The 19413-nt window shown below is 64.2% G+C and carries 12 protein-coding genes and 2 riboswitches; of the genes, 10 read left to right on the top strand and 2 right to left on the bottom strand.

The genetic code is table 11. From position 1 onward, the window contains the following. Nucleotides 1-201 precede the first annotated feature (201 nt). Nucleotides 202-618, top strand: a complete 417-nt coding sequence (locus DDZ17_RS22695) for a hypothetical protein (RefSeq protein ID WP_206613476.1) — start codon at nucleotides 202-204, stop codon at nucleotides 616-618. 120 nt (nucleotides 619-738) lie between these two features. Here DDZ17_RS22695 and DDZ17_RS07800 read toward each other — a convergent pair whose 3' ends face one another. Next, complete coding sequence (locus tag DDZ17_RS07800; protein ID WP_170150178.1) at nucleotides 739-2778, bottom strand: TonB-dependent receptor plug domain-containing protein; 2040 nt, start codon at nucleotides 2776-2778, stop codon at nucleotides 739-741. A gap of 135 nt (nucleotides 2779-2913) precedes the next feature. After that, nucleotides 2914-3132: riboswitch (cobalamin riboswitch) on the bottom strand. 75 nt (nucleotides 3133-3207) lie between these two features. Further along, a riboswitch (cobalamin riboswitch) is annotated at nucleotides 3208-3404 on the top strand. Nucleotides 3405-3707: 303 nt separating this feature from the next. Between DDZ17_RS07800 and DDZ17_RS07795 the strand changes: the two genes are divergently transcribed. From DDZ17_RS07795 to DDZ17_RS07775, 5 genes are all read left to right on the top strand, one after another. Then, on the top strand, nucleotides 3708-5285 hold the full coding sequence (locus DDZ17_RS07795; protein ID WP_116365526.1) for a PepSY-associated TM helix domain-containing protein: 1578 nt from the start codon (nucleotides 3708-3710) through the stop codon (nucleotides 5283-5285). Beyond that, entirely contained in the window at nucleotides 5276-9664 is a 4389-nt protein-coding gene (locus tag DDZ17_RS07790; protein ID WP_241505818.1) for a cobaltochelatase subunit CobN, read from the top strand. Before DDZ17_RS07795 ends, DDZ17_RS07790 begins: the two co-directional genes overlap by 10 nt. Nucleotides 9665-9682: 18 nt before the next feature. Beyond that, nucleotides 9683-10135, top strand: a complete 453-nt coding sequence (locus DDZ17_RS07785) for a MotA/TolQ/ExbB proton channel family protein (protein ID WP_116365524.1) — start codon at nucleotides 9683-9685, stop codon at nucleotides 10133-10135. Further along, complete coding sequence (locus DDZ17_RS07780; RefSeq protein ID WP_116365522.1) at nucleotides 10125-10451, top strand: DUF2149 domain-containing protein; 327 nt, start codon at nucleotides 10125-10127, stop codon at nucleotides 10449-10451. The genes DDZ17_RS07785 and DDZ17_RS07780 overlap by 11 nt, the downstream gene beginning before the upstream one ends. Nucleotides 10452-10617: 166 nt before the next feature. Next, nucleotides 10618-12270, top strand: coding sequence for an alpha/beta hydrolase-fold protein (locus tag DDZ17_RS07775; protein WP_170150177.1), 1653 nt, complete (start codon nucleotides 10618-10620; stop codon nucleotides 12268-12270). Between the two features lie 194 nt (nucleotides 12271-12464). Here the strand turns inward: DDZ17_RS07775 and DDZ17_RS07770 are convergent, their stop codons facing one another. Further along, entirely contained in the window at nucleotides 12465-14792 is a 2328-nt protein-coding gene (locus tag DDZ17_RS07770; protein ID WP_206613475.1) for a penicillin acylase family protein, read from the bottom strand. 252 nt (nucleotides 14793-15044) lie between these two features. Here DDZ17_RS07770 and DDZ17_RS07760 point away from each other — a divergent pair, with 252 nt between their 5' ends. The 4 genes from DDZ17_RS07760 (at nucleotide 15045) to DDZ17_RS07745 (ending at nucleotide 19290) form a co-directional block, all read left to right on the top strand. Further along, on the top strand, nucleotides 15045-15758 hold the full coding sequence (locus tag DDZ17_RS07760; protein ID WP_116365515.1) for a YebC/PmpR family DNA-binding transcriptional regulator: 714 nt from the start codon (nucleotides 15045-15047) through the stop codon (nucleotides 15756-15758). A 10-nt stretch (nucleotides 15759-15768) separates the two neighbouring features. Further along, a complete protein-coding gene (locus tag DDZ17_RS07755) occupies nucleotides 15769-16170 on the top strand; it encodes a YchJ family protein (RefSeq protein ID WP_116365513.1) in 402 nt (133 codons plus the stop codon). A gap of 1 nt (nucleotide 16171) precedes the next feature. After that, on the top strand, nucleotides 16172-17311 hold the full coding sequence (locus DDZ17_RS07750) for a class I SAM-dependent RNA methyltransferase (protein WP_116365511.1): 1140 nt from the start codon (nucleotides 16172-16174) through the stop codon (nucleotides 17309-17311). Between the two features lie 239 nt (nucleotides 17312-17550). Beyond that, nucleotides 17551-19290, top strand: a complete 1740-nt coding sequence (locus DDZ17_RS07745) for an amidohydrolase (RefSeq protein WP_157976526.1) — start codon at nucleotides 17551-17553, stop codon at nucleotides 19288-19290. The last annotated feature ends 123 nt before the right edge of the window (nucleotides 19291-19413 follow it).

Here is a 19413-nt window from a genome sequence, read left to right as displayed (position 1 = left end):
CGCTGTAATAGTTGTAAATATAAATGCGAAGTATTCGTATTTGTGGATGGGGCGCTGGCCACTGTCCCGCGAGCAGCCAACAGGCGCCTTGCCGATACCCGGCAAGGCCCAGGTTTGCGGCAGTGGCTGGCGCTGTGGTCTATAGTCAACGGCAAGCCAGGCTTGCCCGGCGGTTAATACGGTAGCGATGAGGATTTGACAGTGAAAAATACGTACCTTGCAGCTCTGCTGCTGAGTGGTGTTACAGCCTTCGCCCATGGCCAGGATGCCGAAGAAGACGCCTGGGACAAGGCAAAGGAATCCTCGGGCGAGGCCTGGGAGAAAACCAAGGAAGCCTCGGGCGATGCCTGGGACGCTACCAAAGAAAGCTCCAGCGAAGCCTGGGATGCCACCAAGGACGGTAGCAAGAAGGCCTGGGACGCTACGAAGGAAGGCAGTGAAAAAGCCTGGGATGCCACCAAAGAAGGTAGCGAGAAAGCCTGGGATGCGACCAAGGAAGGCAGCGAAAAGGCCTGGGACGCCACCAAGGAAACTTCCAGCGAAGCCTGGGATGCCACCAAGGAAGGCAGCAAGAAAGCCTGGGAAGCTACCAAGGAAGCCGTCGACAGCTCTGAATAACGCCCTCGCGGGGGCGCAAGCCCCCGTGCCTGTACCCGCTCTGCACAGGCCGGCAGCGGTTAAAGACGCTGCGCAATCATCAGCCCCATCCCCATCCCCATCCCGCTACAACAGCGCCAGCTACAGGCGGTAGGTGTAGCCCAGGTGCAGGGTCTGCTCCATGCCCAGGCTTCGGTACAGATAGCTGTTGCCGGTGGCATCTTCGGCGGCGGTGCTGATATCGGTGGCGTATTTCACATCGGCTATGTTCTCAAGGCGCAGGGTGAGCTGGTGTTGCTGCTTGCTGCCGAGGTAATAGAAGCCTGAAATGTCAGCCACGGTGTAGCTGTCGCGGGTTTGTCGGTCGTTGATGTCGCCCACGTAAACGGCGGTGAAGTTTGCGCCCCAGCGGCTGCCCGGTTGCTGGTAGCTCAGGCTTAACTTGGACGCGTGCTCGGGGATGTCGTTGAGCTGCTCGCCCTCGCCGTTAAAGCGCGCCTGGGTCCAGGTATAACTGAGCTGACCGCGTAGACTGTCATTCAGCTGCCAGTGCGTTTGCAGTTCCGCGCCTTCAATGTTGACCTCGTCATTGCTGTTTTCGAAGGTGTCGCCGGTGACGCCGCCGATGGTCACTGGCACGCTGGTGATGTAGTGGGTCACATCCCGTTTGAAGCCGGTCAGCTCAAACTGGAAGCGGTTCCACCTTGCGCCCAGCGATACGTTCAGGTTCTCGCTTTCCTCCGCTTCCAGTTCCGGGTTGCCAATGGCAAACCAGCCGCCGTCGGGCACGCGATCGCCGTTCTGGTCGTAAAACTCGTTAAGGAACAGCGCTTCGGCATCGGGCAGGCGAAAGGAGGTACCGACATTGCCCTGCAGGTACCAGCCACTGGCGAAGTCGTGCTTGCCGGTCAGGTTCCAGACGGTGGACGCCGCGGCATCCGAGGGGCGGTTGTTGCGAACGCCCAGGGCAAAAAGGCTGTTTTCAAACAGTTTGCTTGAGGTGCGCAGTTGCGCGAACATCGCGTTCACGGTTTCTTCCTGGTCGGCAATACGCCATACCTCGTCCACCCCGGAGTAGTTCTGCTGGTCGACCCCAAGCACGTATTCCAGGTTACCGCCGAAGTCGAGTTCCAGCATGGCATTGAAGCCGTAGTCCTCGTAGCCCCAGTAGTCGTTGTCGTTCACGACAACGGCATCGCCGGTCAGGTTGCCGTTGTCGTCCAGTGTGTTGTAGATGCGCGTGTAGTAGGTGTCCCACTCGTGCAGATAGCCCTTGATGTAGAGCTGGGCGTAGTCGCTCAGGCGAGTGTCCAGCTTGAGGGTGGCCAGGGTTTCTTCACGGTGGTTGATGGTTTTCCTGTTCAGGTTGGGGCGGGCGTAGTCCAGGTCTGCATCGGTGTACTGGTACATGGCCGACAGGCGGGTGCTGTCGCTCAGGTTGTAGGCATATTTCAGGCCGGCGGATATTACGTCGTAGGTGCGCTCGGTATCGGTGGCGCTGGGTTGAATGGCAGTCTCGTCAAAGGGCGTATAGCCATCGGCATAGTCCTGGGAGGCGTAGGCGACGAACTGGTGATTGCCCAGCGCGCCGCGTGCGTAGGCGCTCAAGTCGTAGCCGCTGTTGCTGTTGACGCCCGCGCCGATTGCACCGTCGTACGCGTCGCTGAATGCACGAGTCACGATGTTGATCACGCCGCTGACCGACTGGGTGCCGTAGAAGATGCCCTGTCCGCCTTTGAGCACTTCTACCCGTTCGATCATGTGCGAGGGAATGGTGTCCAGCGGGCTGGTGCCGTTGTACAGGCGGTTGTTGATGCGCACACCGTCCACCAGCCACAGAATATCCTGACTGCGGGCGCCCTGCAGCGAGGCCGAGAAGTAATCAAACGGCCCGTTCTTGGGGGATAGATGCAGGCCCGGCACCAGGGTTTTCAGGGCGTCGGTCACATCGACAAAGTTGTGTTTGCGCAGGGTGTCGGCGGTGATCACCTCCACCTGGTTGCCGTAGCGCTCAAGGGTCAGTGGAAGGGATTCTTCAAGCCTCAGGCCGACCACCAACAGTTCTTCCAGGCGGGTGTTTGTCGGGGTGTTCGCTGGCGTGTCGCCAAAGGCGGGTAAGGCAGCCAGGCCGGCAGCGGCGAGAACAAAGTCGAAAAAAAAGCACAGTGGGCGGGGTGTCATGACACTCTCCTTCAGGGGTTCGCGTTGGGGCAGCCCCCGCGAAACGCCACACTCGGAAATGCGCACAACACCCGGTCTCTGCGAGCGCAGAAGCGGGTTGTACAAAACCGGTGCTGGTATCCTGATTCGCGAGGACATAAGCCGTGTCTGCTGGCAGGTCTTCGGACTCAGGGGCCTGGTAAACCGAAGTTACCTGCCTCGACCGGCGGCTTCCCGTTCGTGCGAACAGTGCCTTTGGTGCCGATCTCGTTCCCCATTACCGCTGCGCGTCAGTCCCGGAATTGCACCGGGTTCCCTTTTCAGGCGACTGGAAAAAACATGACCAGCCGCGCCACCAGCAGCGCGGGAGAATATCGGAACGCCCTGTTGCCGTCCAGCACTCGCAGTTGCAGTGTGTTCGCATTGACGCCTCTTCCTACGCGCCAGTACAATCGCCCGCCTGCATCAGGTGCCTGCTCGTTGTTCCTCGCCGGGAACAGCTGGAGCAGGGTAAACGGGAAGTGTGGTGCGTCACGGCAAGGGCATTGGCCCACAGGCCGTCGCTGACAAAACCACCGCTGCCCCCGCAACGGTAAGTGGATACACGGTATCCCAAGCCCGAAACCGGCCTGCTGGCGTTTTCGCCACACGTGCAGTGACTGTGACGATGAAGCGGAGGGCTTCACGCTGGTACACCTGCCGGGCCACCCCGTGGCGGGTTTCCTGATGCCTCCCCTACGTCGCAATCTTGATCTGCAGTGATGAAGCGGAGGGCTTCCTTGCGCAGGTGGCTCACTCTTGCCGGCTGTTTCCAGCGCCGGCCAATGCCTGCCTGTTCTTACTCCTCTGCCCGCTGCCAACAGGCGTGTTCGAGGAGCGACCATGGTTTTCTATCAGCAGCCACACAGGCTGCAAGCCGCCAGTATTGGCACACCGGTTGATCTTGCGCGATGAGCTGGCGCCGCTGGTTGTACCTGTTGCACCGCTGGTTTGGCGTGGGCATGTGCCTGCTGTTTGCCATGTGGTTTTTTTCCGGCGTGGTGATGATGTATGTCGGCTTCCCTCGGCTGGGTGTCGACGAGCGACTGGCGGCTTTGCCGGCACTGCAGGCACAGTCCCTGCGTTTTGGCCCTCAGGCCCTGTTGGCGCAGCTTGATGATACTGCGCGTATCGACGGCCTTCGCCTGAGTAGCGTTACCGGGCGCCCGGCCTACCTGCTGCAGACGGCAGAACGCGTGACGTTTGGCTTGTTTGCCGATACCGGAGAGCGCTTTGCCGCGTTTGGTGAAGCGGATGCACTGCGCGCCGCCGCCGTGTATGCAGATACCCTTGGCCTTGCCGGTGAGGGCGGCCCGGACTATCGCGACCGGATTGATGTGGACCAGTGGTCCGTGTCCAGCGAACTGCATCGCCACCGCCCCCTGCACAGGGTTGCACTGCACGACGCCGCCGGTACCGAGCTTTACGTTTCCTCCCGCACAGGTGAGGTCGTGCGCGACACCAGTGCCAGCGAGCGAGCCTGGAACTGGTTGGGCGCCAACCTGCACTGGCTGTACCCCCTGCAACTGCGCCGCCACGGGAGTCTCTGGTACTGGTTGGTGGTAGTGGTTTCGCTGGCCGGGCTGGTGTCGATCATCACCGGTGCCGTTGTTGGTGTGATGCGCCTGCGATTGCGCAAGCGCTATCGGGGGCGCGATGTCACCCCCTACCGCGGTGCACTGAAGCTGCACCACCTGATGGGCTTGTGTTTTCTCCTGCCGCTCACCACCTTTCTGTTCAGCGGCCTCATGTCGATGGGCCCTTGGGGTATCTTCGACGACGACCTGCCCTATGGCGAGCAGCGCGCGCTTTACCGGCAGGTTCCGCCGCCGGCAACGGCATTGGATGGCAGCACCGACGTGGCGGCTTTGCGCCGGGTGATCGCCGCCCGACCAGACAGCCGCGAGGTGGTATGGCACTGGCTGGCGGGGCAGCCGCACCTGTATACCGTATCAGGCGACGTTCATCGCGCGGCCGTCACTGCGCCCGCGGACTGGGCTGGCCCGGCCCTGGCGCAAATCCAGCAGGCGATGGCCGGCCATGCGGTCAGCGCCATCGATACCCTTGCGCGCTATGACAGCTACTACTACGCCCACCACGACGACTGGCGCCCCTTGCCCGTGTTGCGGGCGCGCTTTGACGATCCGGCGCAAAGCTGGTTTCACATCGACCTCGCCACCGGTGAACTGCTCAATCGCTTGACCGCTACCGGGCGGCTGGAGCGCTGGATCTACAATGGCCTGCACAGCCTCGATTTTCAGTTCCTCATCAATCGCAGGCCATTGTGGGATGTGGTGGTTATCACCCTCAGCATCGCCGGCCTGGTGCTGTCGCTGACCTCGGTGATTATCGCCTGGCGGCGGCTGAAGCCAAAGCCAAAGCGCAGGAACCCGCGCCGTGCCGGTGGCAGCGCCCGTTTGCCTGCCAACTCCACCCGCGCCACCCACCCGACACTGACCGTTCGCCAGGAGAAACCGTCATGGCAATGACTCCTTCCATCCCCCGTCTACCGGCCTGGCTGGTGAGCCTGTGGGTACTGATGATTACGCCCCTGGCGGCTGTACAGGCGGCAGCGCCCGCCGATGCCCTGCAGCTGCTCATGCTGACCTCCCAGCGCAACGCTGAAACCATTGCTGAGGCGGCGCGCCAATTCAACGCGAAGTACCCCGGCTATCGTATTGTGGCGCGCAGTGATGTGCAGTTGTGGGAAATGACTCCGTTGCAGCAGCAGGCGTTGATAGACGACAGCGATCTGTTGTTGGGTGCGGGGCTGTTCGGCGCCAGTGTTGCCGAGTTGGAACCCCGTTTTCTTGCGAGTTCTACGCCGCGTCTGCTGTTCAACAGCGACCATCGCCTGATTCGCCTCAGCCAGGTGCGTTCAAACCCGGTGTTCGACAGTGATGAACTACTGCGGGAGCTCTCGGCCATGGACCACAGCGCCGACTTCAATGCCGAACTGGCGCAGTTACAGCAGCGTTACCCGGCCCAGGTGGAATGGCTCAGCGCTCGCCGCTACTGGCAGGCCGGCGGCAGCGCCAACATGGCTGGACTGTTTGCCTGGGGTTTCAGTTTTCTCGGTGCGGATATCGACGCGCCGCAGCCAATGCCCGTGCCACGTCTGCGCTGGCAGTATCGAGGGGAGTTTAGTACGGATATGCCCAATATCCCCCCTGACAAGCCCCTGCTGGTTGTACTGGATCACGCCGGCGGCGATCGCCCGGCCGACAATGCTCTGCTGCGCGATCTGTGCCAGCGGGCCGAGTCGCATATCCAGCAACACTGCCTGATCGGGTTGGCCTACTGGGGCGAGGCGGGCGTCGCAGCGGTTGACGCGCTCAAACCGCTCAAAGCCCAGCTCAGTGCGGTAGTGATGTTGCAGGACTTTGTGATCGGGGGCGGCGAGGGACGTGAGCAGGTGAGCGCTGCCTTCGAGTCTCTGAATGTGCCGGTGCTCAAGGCCATCAAGCTACGCGATCGCACGCCACTGCAGCGCCAACTGTCCTCGGACGGCCTGGCCCACGACAAAGTGTACTACCAGGTGGCCATGCCGGAGCTGCAGGGCGCCAGCCAACCGCTGGTGATCGCTGCGGCCGGGGACGAGACCGATGACCCGCTCACCGGGATTCGCATTCAGCCGGTGACCGGCGTAGCGGAGGGCGTGACCACGCTGCTGTCTCGTGTGGCGCGCTGGCAGCGCCTGCAGGCCCTGCCGAACAATGAGAAACGTATCGCCATCGTCTACTACAACCACCCGCCCGGGCGTCACAATATCGGCGCCGATAACCTGGATGTACCGGCTTCGCTGTGGCAGATACTCAATCGGCTCAAGGCCGAGGGTTACGATACCGGTGAGTTGCCGGCTTCGCAGGAGGCCCTGCTGGACATGATGCAGGAGCGCGGCGTCAACCTGCCCAATGATGCCGCTGCCCTGGAAAGCATGAGCCCGCGCATCCAGCACATGTCCGCCGAGGATTATCGCCAGTGGTTCGCCGGCCTGCCTGCCAGTGTGCAGCGCGAGATGGTCAGCGGCCCCTTCGGTCTGCTGCACGAGCAGTTGCGCTCAGCGGTGGAGGCGGGCGAAACAGGGCTGGCGGAAGATGCCCTGCACCACACCGTTGAGGAGATGCACCACCTGTTGGAAGGCGTGGACCATCCGGCCCGCGACCGGGCAGTGGCATTGCTGGAGCAACTTGAACACTGCTACGACCAGACCATCGAAAAGACCGCCGCCCCCTGCTGGGAGCAGGCGCTGACCCGGATCGATGCGCTGCAGAACACCGGCATCGAAGGCCTGGGTGGCTGGGGCGAGGCGCCGGGCAAGGTGATGACCTACCAGGGTGAGCTGTTGCTGCCCGGTATTCAATTCGGCAATGTGTTCATCGGCCCGCAGCCGCCACGGGGCTGGGAAATCAACGAGGAATTGCTGCACGCTAACCTCGCCTTCCCGCCGCCCCACCAGTACCTGGCCTTCTATCACTACCTGCGCGATACCTTCCGGGCGGACGCCTTCGTCCACCTTGGCCGCCATTCCACCTATGAATTCCTGCCCCGGCGCTCGGTGGGCCTGGCGGAAGACGACTACTCGCGCATCATCGCCAGCGATGTCCCGGGCATCTACCCCTACATCGTCGACGGGGTGGGCGAGGGCATCCAGGCCAAGCGCCGCGGGCTGGCGGTGATGGTGGATCACCTCACACCGCCGCTGGAGCACACCCCCCTCTACGACGACCTGCTGCAACTGCGCCAGCTGATCGAGAGCTTCGAGGCCAGCCACGGCACCGATAATGTCGCACTGGAAAATCGCCTGGTGAAGCAGATTCGCGACAAGGTGGACGCGCTGGAACTCAAGGACGAACTGGCCGAGGCCATGTCGGCCGAGTTGGCAGTGATGGGCATCAGCTTCGATGAGGTTGACGACGACATGCTGGTGCACGAGGTGGGCCACTACCTGACTGACCTGCAGGAGCGTTTCATGCCGCTTGGCCTGCATGTACTGGGACGGGACTGGAGCAGCGATGCCATCGGCATGATGCTCGACTCCATGGCGCCGGAAAGTGACAGCGAGCGCAGCGCCTGGCAGCAGTTATTGCAGGCCTCGCCGGATGTGGAAATCGATGCCCTGCTGCGTGGTCTCGACGGTGGCTTCATCGCGCCGGGACCGGGCAACGACCCGATTCGCAGCCCCGAAAGCCTGCCCACTGGTCGCAATTTCTTCGCCCTGGACAACAGCCTGATTCCCAGCCCGGTGGCCTGGGAGCTGGGGCGGGAGATGGCGGTGAATGCGCGGGCCGATACTGCCATGAACCCCGAAAAACGCGAGGCGATGGTGCTGTGGGCCTCGGACGTGGTGCGCGACGAGGGGGTAATGATTGCCTTTGGCCTGGACATGCTGGGCCTGGCGCCAGTGTGGAACAGCCGCGGCCTGGTGAAGGGACTGCAGCGTCGCGAACTCGCTGAGGGCGAGGTGCGCCGCGACATGGTGTTTACTACCTCCGGCCTGTTCCGCGATCTTTACAGCCTGCAGATGGCATTGTTGGATGAGGCCGTGCTGATGGCTCTGGACGCCAGTGCCGACACGATTCGCAGAGATTATCCAGCCCTGACGCTGGCCCTGGCCCAGGCGCTGCAGCCATTGCAAAGCGAGGAGGGCAGCGGTGCCGCGATGGGCGGCAGCGAAAGTCTGGAACAGAACCAGGTGGCGGCCCACTGGGTGAAGCAGGCCCGGGTCCTGCTGGCCGCCGGTCACTCGGAAGCGGATGCAGGCGCGCTGGCCAGCCTGCGGGTGTTCGGTGATGCGCCGGGCAGTTACGGGGCCGGGGTTAACCGCCTGGTGGAGCGCTCCGGCGCCTGGGAGCAACGGGCGGAACTGGCGGATGTCTATATGCGTCGCCTGGGCCACAGCTATGGCCGTGGCGGAGATGGCCGTGGTAAAGAGGGCGGTAGCGTCTTCGGCGCGCCGGCCCAGGCCGCTTTCCGCAGCGTGCTGGCAGACGTAGAGAACACCTGGTTCGGCCGTTCCAGCAACCTCTACGGCCTGATCGACAACAACGACGCCTTCGATTACCTCGGCGGCCTCAGTCTGGCGGTGGAAACCCTCACCGGCAACGCGCCCAATAACTTTGTGCTCAACCACGCCAACCCGGAGCGAGTGTCCGCCGAACCGCTGGCGGTGGCCCTCCGCCAGGAACTGCGCGGCCGCTTCCTCAACCCCGAGTGGCTGCAGGGCCTGATGGAGCACGGCTACGCCGGCGCGCGCACCATGGGCAGCGAATTCCTGGAATACCTGTGGGGCTGGCAGGTGACCAATCCGACCCTGGTGGGCGACTGGGCCTGGCAGGAGGTGAAGGAGGTTTACGTGGATGACCGCTACGATCTGCAACTCGACACCTTCCTGGAAAAGGGCCACAACGTCCATGTGAAGAGCAACATGCTGGCCATCATGCTGGTGGCCATTCACAAGGGCTTCTGGCAGGCGGACGCGGCCACCACCGCGCAACTGGCCGGGGAATTTGCCGCACTGGTCAGCGCCAACGGTTTGCCGGGCAGCGGCCACACTACGCCGGATCACCCCATGCTGCCCTGGTTGAAGCAGCACCTGAGTGCCGAGGATTGGCAGGCCCTGGAGCAAGTCGTTGAGCGCGCCAAGGCCGACCCGGAAGCGGCGCAGGAGATCCATCGCCTGACGGAAATCGAACTGGAAAAGGCGGAGCCGGCCGATGAGCGGGCCGCGACCGACCCGGTGCCCAGCGAAACCAGCCAGGCAACAGAGTCGCCGAGCTGGCGCTGGCTATTGCTGGCGGCGCTGCTGCTGGTTGTTGCCGCGGGCTTCTACCGCGCCCTGCGCCATGCCAGCCCGAAATCCAGTTAAAGAAGGGGAAGCACCGACATGATCATCCACGGTTTTACCCTCGGCATTCTGCACCAGGTGGTGGGCTGGCTCCTCTACCCGGTGATTGCCGGGCTGGGGCTGGCCCTGTTGCTCACCTTGTGGGAACTGGGCATGGCCATTGCAGAGCGCAGCCTGACCCTGGTGTTGCTGCGGCGCGGCGAGGTCGACCACTTTGAACGCTACGCCCAGCGCCGCCTGGAGCGGGCCGATCTGCTGGCGCGCAGCGGCCCGATCCTCGGCCTGATGGGCACCCTGATACCCCTGGGGCCGGGCCTGTCGGCCTTGGGCTCGGGCAATCTCGACATCCTCGCCACCGCCCTGACGGTGGCCTTCGATACCACCGTTATCGGCCTGCTGGTCGGCCTGCTCGCCTACCTGATCGGGCGGGTGCGGCGGCGCTGGTACGAGGACACCTGGCGGGCAATGGCGGTCACTGCCAATGGCGAATAAGCGGCCACCCTGGCAGCAAGGCCATTTCAGCGAGGCGGATACTGATCCGCTGGCCGGCTTCGCTAACATCATGGATGTGATGCTGGTATTCGCCCTCGGCCTGCTGATTGCGCTGATCGCCCAGAGCCGGGAGCTGCGCCAGCACTTCCAGCTGGAGCAGGCGGTGGACATTCGCCAGGGACAGGAACTGGCGGAACCGCCTGAGTCGCTCAAGGAGCAGCTTGAGGGCGACGGCGAGGGCATGGAGTCGCTGGGCCGGGTGTACCGAGACCCCAAGACCGGCAGGCTTATTCTGATTGAGGGCGGCTCAGGCTGACTGGGCCACCCGGAGCGGGCCATTCAAACGGTTGTCCCCACCCACCCGCAGGCTGACGGGCACGGGTTGCTGCCATGGGTTGCTGCCATGGAAAGGGCGCGGGCATTGTCATGGCGAGTACGCAGCGCATAGAATGCCAGTCTTGTTGCAAATGATTATCAATAGTATGAAAAGTCCATGTGGTATAAATAAACCGGGCAAAGGATGCCGGCATTTCATTCACTGGGGCTGTTGTCTGCTCTTACTGGCGCTGAGCGGCGCAACGGCGCCGGTTGGCAGCGCGGCGCCGGCCGGTGGCCAAACGCTGGCGCTTGGGGGCAGCGTCAGCGGCACGCTGGGCGGTGGTGACAGGGCCCAGCATTTCACACTGGCAACGCGGCAGGGGGAATACCTGACTGGTGCCATCGAGGCCAGTGACGCGGCGCTCAGCCTGGCGCAGGTGGATGCAGCGGGTGAACCGGTGCGGTTACTGGTGGATCGCGGCAGCGGCAGGCGCACCTTTCATTTTCTGGCCGTTGAGGAGCAGACCCATCTGCGGGTTTCCGCCGCGACGCCCACGGCGTTTTCGCTGGCGCTTGGCAGTCCGGTCGTCGCCCAGGCCCCATCCCGGGCGCCATCCCAGGCGCCACCTGAATACCTAAGCCCCACCATTGCCGCGCTGGCTGGCGGTGGCGATGTGGCAGCCTTCTGGCGTCAGGTACAAGCCAGCGGCGCCCCTCTGGTGGAGGCCACCGAACAGGGCGCGGTGATGACCTTCCTGGCCCGGGGCGCGCAGCACAATGCCCGATTGCTGGGCGGGCCCGGCGCGGACCATACCTGGCTGGAACGCCTGGTCGGCACGGATGTCTGGTATGCCAGCTTCGCGGTGCCACCTGGTACCCGGCTGTCCTACCAGATAGCCAAGGACATTCCCGCCGTTCAAGGCACGCCCCGCGAGCAGCGCATGGCGATTCTGGCCACGGCCCAGCGCGACCCCTTCAACCAGTCGCCCTGGCCGCCCGGTGCGGCAGACCGCTTCCAGCAGTGGTCGACGGTTGCCTTGCCGGGCGCGCCGCCGCTGGTGGTAGAGCAGGGGGAAGACCCACAACCTGGCGGGCGTTTCACCCGCTTTCAGATCGAGAGCCACACCCTGGGCAATCGCCGGGAAATTACGCTGTACCAGCCCCCGGGGGTTGCAGCGCAGGGCGGCAATCTGCTGGTGGTGTTCGATGCCCGGGCCTACCAGGAGAAGGTGCCGACACCCGCCATGCTCGACCGCCTGATACAGCGCGGCGAGATCGCCCCGGTGACCGCCGTGTTTGTGGCCAACCCGGACCCGCAAAGCCGCGCCCGCGAACTGCCGGGCAACCCGGCGTTTGCCGACTTCATGGCTGGCGAATTACTGCCGGCGGTGTCCCGCAAACTCGGTGCCACGTTTACAGCCGAGCGTGTTGCCCTGGCGGGGTCATCCTACGGCGGCCTTGCCGCAACCACCATTGCCATGCGCCATCCGGCGGTGTTTGGCAAGGTGCTGTCGATGTCCGGCTCGTTCTGGTGGCACCCGCCAGAGGCGCCGGCAGACACACCCAACTTTGTGGCATCACAGGCGGCGGTGCAGCCGCAATTGCCGCTGGCGTTTTTCCTGAGTGCGGGATTGTTCGAGCGGGCCCACCCGGTTTTTGGCGAGGGAATACTGGACACCTCGCGCCACCTGCGCGATGTATTGCTGGCCCGCAAGGTGCCGGTGACATTCAGGCAGTATGCCGCCGGCCACGACTACTTTGCCTGGCAGGTGGCCCTGGCCGACGGCCTGCGGGTTCTGTTTCCCCCGGCGGACTAGCCGGCGCTGGCCTGGGGTGCCAGTTCCGCCAGCCGGATGGAATTGCGTGGCCTGGCGGTGTCGTCGCGCTCGCCGGTAATCAAAACAGCGGGCTGAGCAGGGTCATCGGCAGGGGGCGTGCAAGCTGCATGGGCCGGTCACTCCGTGCGACAGGCGGCCGACGATTGGCCGCAAAGGCAGGAGCATACCGGTACTCAGAACCTGCGGCTTTCAATGATCTCGGCTGAAGTCAGGCTTTGCGGGCTGAAGGGGGGCCGGTACAACTGTTTGTTGGAGAACAGCTTTAGCTGTGCGCTGCGCCCGGGGGAGTCAACGTCCTCGCGCTGGCCGTGGCTCAGCAACACGTCGGCAACCAGTTCGCCGCCGGGCCACTGGATGCGTTGCAGGTATACCGTGCCAAACAGAATGAACGGAAAGCCCTCGCGGGTGAGTGGCATGGGCATCTCGCCGTTCAGCACGCCTTCCTGGTACGAGCCGCCGTGCAGCGCAATGCGGGTTCCGTCGGCGGTGGCATACAACACATTGCCCCAGGGTTCATCTGCCGCAAAGCCCAGTGCGTGCAGTTCCTGCACGGCGTCGGTCAGGGCCGCGGTGAGCTGCGGCGCGTTGTCCGGACTTATCAGCAGTCGCTCGCGCACCTCGGGGTTGCCCGTGGGGTTGGCGGGCAGGAAGCCGCCCTGGCGCACCACGCGGTTCCAGAACTGGTGGAATAGCAGGGCGCCCCGGCTGTTGCGATTGTTCCTGCGGTCCCAATTGGCGAGGGTGGTGCAGCCGGTTTTCAGGGCCGCCGGGTCTGTGGGTGTGCATAGGGCGAGTATGTCATCCAGAAAGGTCTCGGCGGCATAGTTGCGGTTGTCAAAGACCACCTGGCTTGCCTCATCCGGTGTGACCACGCCGTCTGCGCTGACTTCCCCCATGCGCCGGGCGGACATGACCAGGCGCGGGTCGTAGCGCAGCCCCGCGGCCAGTGTCTGCCCTGCTGTGCTTTTTGCGAAGTGGAGGCCAAACACCGCCGGATACGCTGCCTGGGTTTTGCCGTACTCGGAGTATTTATAGCTGTTGTTGGTGTTGTGAATGATGCTGCGCGATACCAGGTCGGGATAGAAGTCGGGCGGGGCCAGCAGGGGTTGGCCGTCGCTGTCCCTGAAGGCACACGCGCTGCGCGAACCGTCCACGGTTTTGAAGCTTCTGTTCGCATCGCTTGCCAGGTGACAGGCGCGCATGGCGCTGTCATCCACCGGCAGCACGTTGCCGGCCACCACATAGCCCACGTCGCCGTGCCGGTCAGCAACCAGCAGTTGCGACAGGATGCCGCGGTGGGCGGCCACGGCGGCCATCGCATCGCGGGTGGATGCGGCGCGAGCGACCGCCAGGAACTGGTCCAGCCCGCTGGCGTTTCGTTCACCGGCGTTGGTGATGGCGTACCAGCCCGCCGGTCGGCCCGGGGCCTCGGGCAACTTGTACAGCACGCCGAGTTCGGAGTGGGCGAACTCAAAGGTGCGTGGCACCACCTGGCCGTCCGCCTGCCGCACCGCCACCGTTACCGGCCGTCGTTCCAGCGCCCGGGTTTCACCGTCCATGCGGTAAGTGGGGGCAGTGCCCGATGTCTGTACGTCCATCGCTTGCAACACAAAGGGCGATACGGTGGCGGCATCCAGAATGGTCCAGGCCACGTCGGCGTTGTAGCCCGACAGGGGCAGGGGTATGCCGAGGAAGGTGGCACCGGCCACGTCCAACTCGCCCGGAATGGTCAGGTGGGCCTGGTGCATGTAAATGCGTTGCATGTGCGGGCGTCGCTCCCAGGCGGAGTGGGGGTTGGCGAGCATGAGGGCGCCTTCGCCGGCCACCACATCGCCGCCATAGACCCAGGCATTGCTGCCAAAGCCGCCTTCCACCCGCACCGGCCTGGCATGCACGCTGCTGGCGGCCAGCGGCACTGGCGTCCAGAGCGAAGCGGAGGCAACAAGGGCCGGGCCCACATCCACCAGTTCCTTCATCACCCCAAAGCGCATGGCCGAGCGCACAATGTCGGTGTCCCGGAATTCGGGAACAGGCTCTTCGCCACAGGCGCCCTGGCGTTCATCCGCAGGCAACTGCGCAACGTAGTGGTTCATGCCGGCGGTAACACCGCGGATATACTCACGGGTGTTGGGCTGCAGCCCGCGCAGTTCGGATTGCACCCAGTCGTCCGGCAGGCGCAGTTTGATGGCAAGGTCGGAATTGAGGTTGGTGGTTTTCAGAAAGCCCACCGTGGCGAGGCCGTCTGGCCCGTAGTAGCGCGAGCGCTCGCCGCGCAGGGCAATGGTGCGCCCGGCGGCTTCGCAAAGCCGGTCGCGGGCCAGCACATAGCCATAGCCAAAGCCCAGGCCCTGGTAATTGTCAGCCTGGATGTGGGGCATATCGTGCGCCGTCCAGCGGATGTGAACACCGGCGCTTTCCGGCGCCGACATTGTGGTACAGGCGCTGAGGGTAATGGCTGGCAGCAGGGCTGCCAGTCGGGCAGGGAGGGGTATGGAAAGCACGGCGGTCTCCCGTTGTCGGGTGGTCGGTGAGGCGTTGGGGTTGCCTGGACAGAGTAAGTGGCCACCGCGCGGTTTTCAAATAAAAATGAGAACTATTATCAACTTTGATAGGCGGCAGGCGATGGGCGGGCCAGCCATCGCGCCGATGGGGTACGCGCAGGCGATGCATGTGCGGGCGATGCATGTGCGGGCGAGGTACGCTGGCCAAGCGGGCGATTTGCGGTAAAATCCGCGCTTTTACGGATCAGAACCATGGGCAGAGCCTACCAGAACCGCAAGGAATCAATGGCCAAGACCTCGGACCAGAAGGCCCGGGTCTACAGCAAGCACGCGCGGGTTATTTACGTGACCGCCAAACAGGGCGGCCTGGACCCCGACGGCAACCTGGCCCTGCGCAGCGCCATCGAACGGGCCAAGAAGGACCAGGTACCCACCCACGTTATCGACAAGGCCATCGACAAGGCCAAGGGCGGCGCCGGCGAAGACTTTGCCGCGGCCCGTTACGAAGGCTTTGGCCCCGGCGGCTGCATGGTGATTGTGGACTGCCTGACAGATAACCCCAACCGCACCATTGGCGACGTGCGCCAGTGCTTCACCAAAACCAAAAGCAAGCTGGGAACCCCCGGCAGTGTCAGCCACTCCTTTGATCACTGCGCTATTTTTGTGTTCGCCGGTGACGACGAAGAAGCCGTGCTGGAAGCCTTGATGCTGGCCGATGTGGAAGTGGAGGACATTGAGTCCGAGGACGGCAGAATCACCGTATTTGCCCCGCCCACGGAGTTTGCCAAGGCGCGCACGGCCCTGAACGAAGCCCTTGGCGAGATTGATTTCGAAGTGGAAGAGATCCAGTTTGTGCCCAAGGAGACCGCGCCCATCCCCGCCGACGACGAAGCCATGTTCGAGAAATTCCTGGACATGCTGAACGACGTTGAGGATGTGCAGAAGGTCTACCACAACGTCGGCTAGGCGATCGGCCATGTCGCGCAAAAGCCCTGACGATGCCAGCGCCTGCCCCTGCGGCAGCAGTGGCGACTATGCCGCGTGCTGCGGCCGCTTTGTGGATGGCGGCGAGGCCGCCGTCACCGCCGAGCAGCTGATGCGCTCGCGCTACAGCGCCTTTGCGCTTGGCAAGGCGGACTACCTGCTGGCCACCTGGCACCCCGCCACGCGCCCGTCCCGGGTGCGCCTGGATGCCGGCCACCGCTGGATTGGCCTGCGCATTGTGGCAACCCAGGCCGGCGGCGAGGCCGACGACAGCGGCACCGTTGAATTTGTCGCTCGTTTCAAAGAGGGCGGGCGCGGCCATCGGCTGCAGGAACTCAGCCGCTTCGAGAAGATCGACGGGCGCTGGTACTACCGCGACGGCGACCACCGCTAGCATGGCCCTTGCCAAGGGCGACACCTTTTCCGCCACCGTCCGCGACCTGGGCGCCAACGGCCACGCCGTGCTGGAGCACCCCAGCGGCCGGGTGGTGTTTGTGCCCGGGGCCTGGCCGGGGGAGGCCGTCACCGTGCGGGTGACCGAGGTTAAAAGCCGCTTTGCCCGGGCCGAACTGGTGGCGGTGGATGCCGCCGCGCCACAACGCCGCAGCGCACCCTGCGCATTGCACGGGCAGGGGGCAAGGCACTGTGGTGGCTGCCCCTGGCAGTTTGTCAGCTACCCGGCCCAGTGCGCGGCCAAGCAGCGCCGGGTGGTGGCGGAACTGGGCCGCCTGGGCATTGCGCCCGAGCGTATTGCTGCGCTGCTGGAGAGCCCGCAGGAGCTGGGCTATCGCAACCGCGCCCAGTTGCGCACCGACGGGCGCCGACTGGGCTTTTTGTCGGCGGGAGGACGGGAGCTGATGGACGTGCCCCACTGCCCGGTGTTGAACCCGCCGGCCGCTGCCCTGCTGGCGGACTTGCGCGCGAAGCTGCCGCAGCCCCAATGGCGGGGGCGCCGCCGGGGCACCTGGACCACCTTGGATATCGACGCGGAATTCGGCAGCAGCCTGGGCCAGCGCCTGCCCTTCAGGCAGGGCAACGACCGGCAGAACCTGCGCATGCAGCAATGGCTGGCCGAGCGCCTTGCCACCCTGGCGCGTGATGCGCAGGTGCTGGAGCTGTTTGCTGGCTCCGGCAACTTTACCCAGGTGCTGGCCGAGGCGGGCTTTGCCGACATTGTGGCGGTGGAGGCGGTAGAGGCGGCCACCCGGGCGCTGGCGGCCAGGGCACTGCCCGGGGTGCGCGTGCTGACCCACAACCTGTATGCCCCTGGCGCCTATCCGGCGCTGCTGCGTGCCCACCGTGAGGCCCGCGTGCTGGTGCTGGACCCGCCCCGGGATGGCCTGCAGGCGGCGGATGAACTGTTCGGCACGCCTAACCAGCTCAGCGACGTGCTGTACATTTCCTGCGATCTGGCCACCTTCTGCCGCGACAGCCGCGTATTGCTGGATACCGGTTTCAAGGCCCTTACCGTGCAGCCCCTCGACCTGTTCCCGCAAACGCCCCACGTCGAACTGCTCGCGCATTTCTCGCGTTAGCCTGGCCGGCTCGGGCGCACCGTTGCGGTGCGCTCTGGCCTGCGATAGCGGCCTGCGGTAGCGGCCCGTGATACCGGCCACCCGGCCCTGGTCCCATCCTTCTGCCCTATCTGGTCCTGTACCTTGCTGGCAAATGCCGTTTCCATGATGATCCATGACGTGATCTGATGTCAGGTTTTGACAGGCGCTGGCGGCGAGCCGGTGCACTAACCAGCAACACCACCGTACAGGGAGTCACCATGAAGCGAACGCTTGCGCCACTGGGTCTGGCCACACTTACTACCGTTACCGCCTTATCCTCCACCGTTCTATCGTCCACCACCGCCATGGCCGCTTTGCCGGCCGACCGGGTTTTTTACGGCGAGCACATCATCACCATGGACCCGGATCGCCCCAGCGCCCAGGCCGTAGCCATCCGCGATGACAAAATTGTCTACGTGGGCGAGCGCAGCGCGGTGGGGGAGTATGTGGGCGATGAGACAGCAGTGGTTGAGCTGGGCGAGCGGGCACTCATCCCCGGGCTGATCGACAGCCACGGTCATATTACCATGCAGGCGCGCCTGATCGATTACGTGAACGCCTCGTCGCCACCGGTGGGCCCGGTGGAGAATATCCAGGACATTCAGCAGCTGCTGCGGGAACGCCTGGCCACCAACCCGCCAGCGTCGGGCCAGTGGCTGCTGGCCTATGGCTACGATGACTCCCTGCTGGCGGAAAACCGCCACCCCACCCGGGCCGACCTGGATAAAGTCTCCGCCGATGTGCCTATTTTCATGATGCACGTGTCCGGCCATCTCGGCACCGCTAACTCCGCGGCGCTGGAAGCCGCCGGCGTCGACGAAAACACGCCGGACCCAGAGGGCGGAGTGTTCCGCCGCATCGCCGGCACCAACATCCCCAACGGTGTGGTGGAGGAATCCGCCACCCACGCGTTGATGATGTCCCAGTACCTCGCCAGCAGCGGCGATACCGAAAAATTCAAAGCGCAGATGAAAAAGGCCATCGACTACTTCGCCAGCTTTGGCATCACCACCATCCAGGATGGCGCCGCCAACATGGGTGACGTGGCAGTGCTGCGGGAAATGGCCGCCAGCGGCGACATCAAGGCCGACATTGTCATGGTGCCGGTGGCGCGCGACCTCGACTTTGCCGAAGTGGCCAGGCTCAGGGCCGAGGGCTACCAGAACGGCGTGCGGATTGGCGGCGTGAAATTTGTGCTGGACGGCTCGCCCCAGGGGCGCACCGCCTGGACCACCGAGCCTTACGAAGAAAACCCCGAAGGCGTGGAAGGCCCCTACACTGCCTATCCCACGGTGAAGCCGGTGGACTTCAAAGCCCAGGCCGATGAACTGCTGCACCTGGGTGTGCCCATTTACATGCACGGCAATGGCGATGCCGCCATCGACCTGGCGATGGATGCCGTAGACGCAGCCTTTGACGGCGAAACCCTGCCGGATCACCGCTCGGTGATCATCCACGCCCAGGTCATGCGGCCCGACCAGGTGGACCGCGCCAAGGCGCTGGCCATGGTGCCCTCGTTCTACTCCGCACACTCCTTCTTCTGGGGCGACTGGCATCGCCAGAGCTTTGGTGATGAGCGCGCCTTCCACATCAGCCCGGCGGCATCGGCCCTGAAAAAGGGCGTGCACTTCACCATCCACAACGACACCCCGGTGGTGCCCCCCGACATGATGCGCCTGATGTGGATTGCGGTGAACCGCGAAACCCGCCACGGCGTGACCCTGGGCGCCGATGAACGGCTCTCGCCCTATGATGCCCTGTACGCCATGACCCAGGCCGGTGCCTACCAGTACTTTGAAGAGGACACCAAGGGCTCGCTGACCGTGGGCAAGCAGGCGGATCTGGTCATCCTGGGTGAGGACCCATTGCAGGCGGACCCGGCCACCATCAAGGACATTCCGGTGCTGGAAACCATCGCCCACGGCAAAACCATCTACCAGAACAGCGCCGGCCGCTGATGCGACCGGCGATCAGTTCGCCATACTGAACTAAGTCTCCGCCACGCCCGGTGGCGGGGATGGCAGGCCCTTCGCGGGCCTGCCTATACTGGCAGTACACCACAGCGATAATAATCAGAAGGG

It is taken from the genome of Parahaliea mediterranea (assembly GCF_003402235.1).
GTDB classification, from domain to species: domain Bacteria; phylum Pseudomonadota; class Gammaproteobacteria; order Pseudomonadales; family Halieaceae; genus Parahaliea; species Parahaliea mediterranea.
Note: the sequence above shows the minus strand (reverse complement) of the source record. Positions and strands in the feature narration are given on the sequence as shown.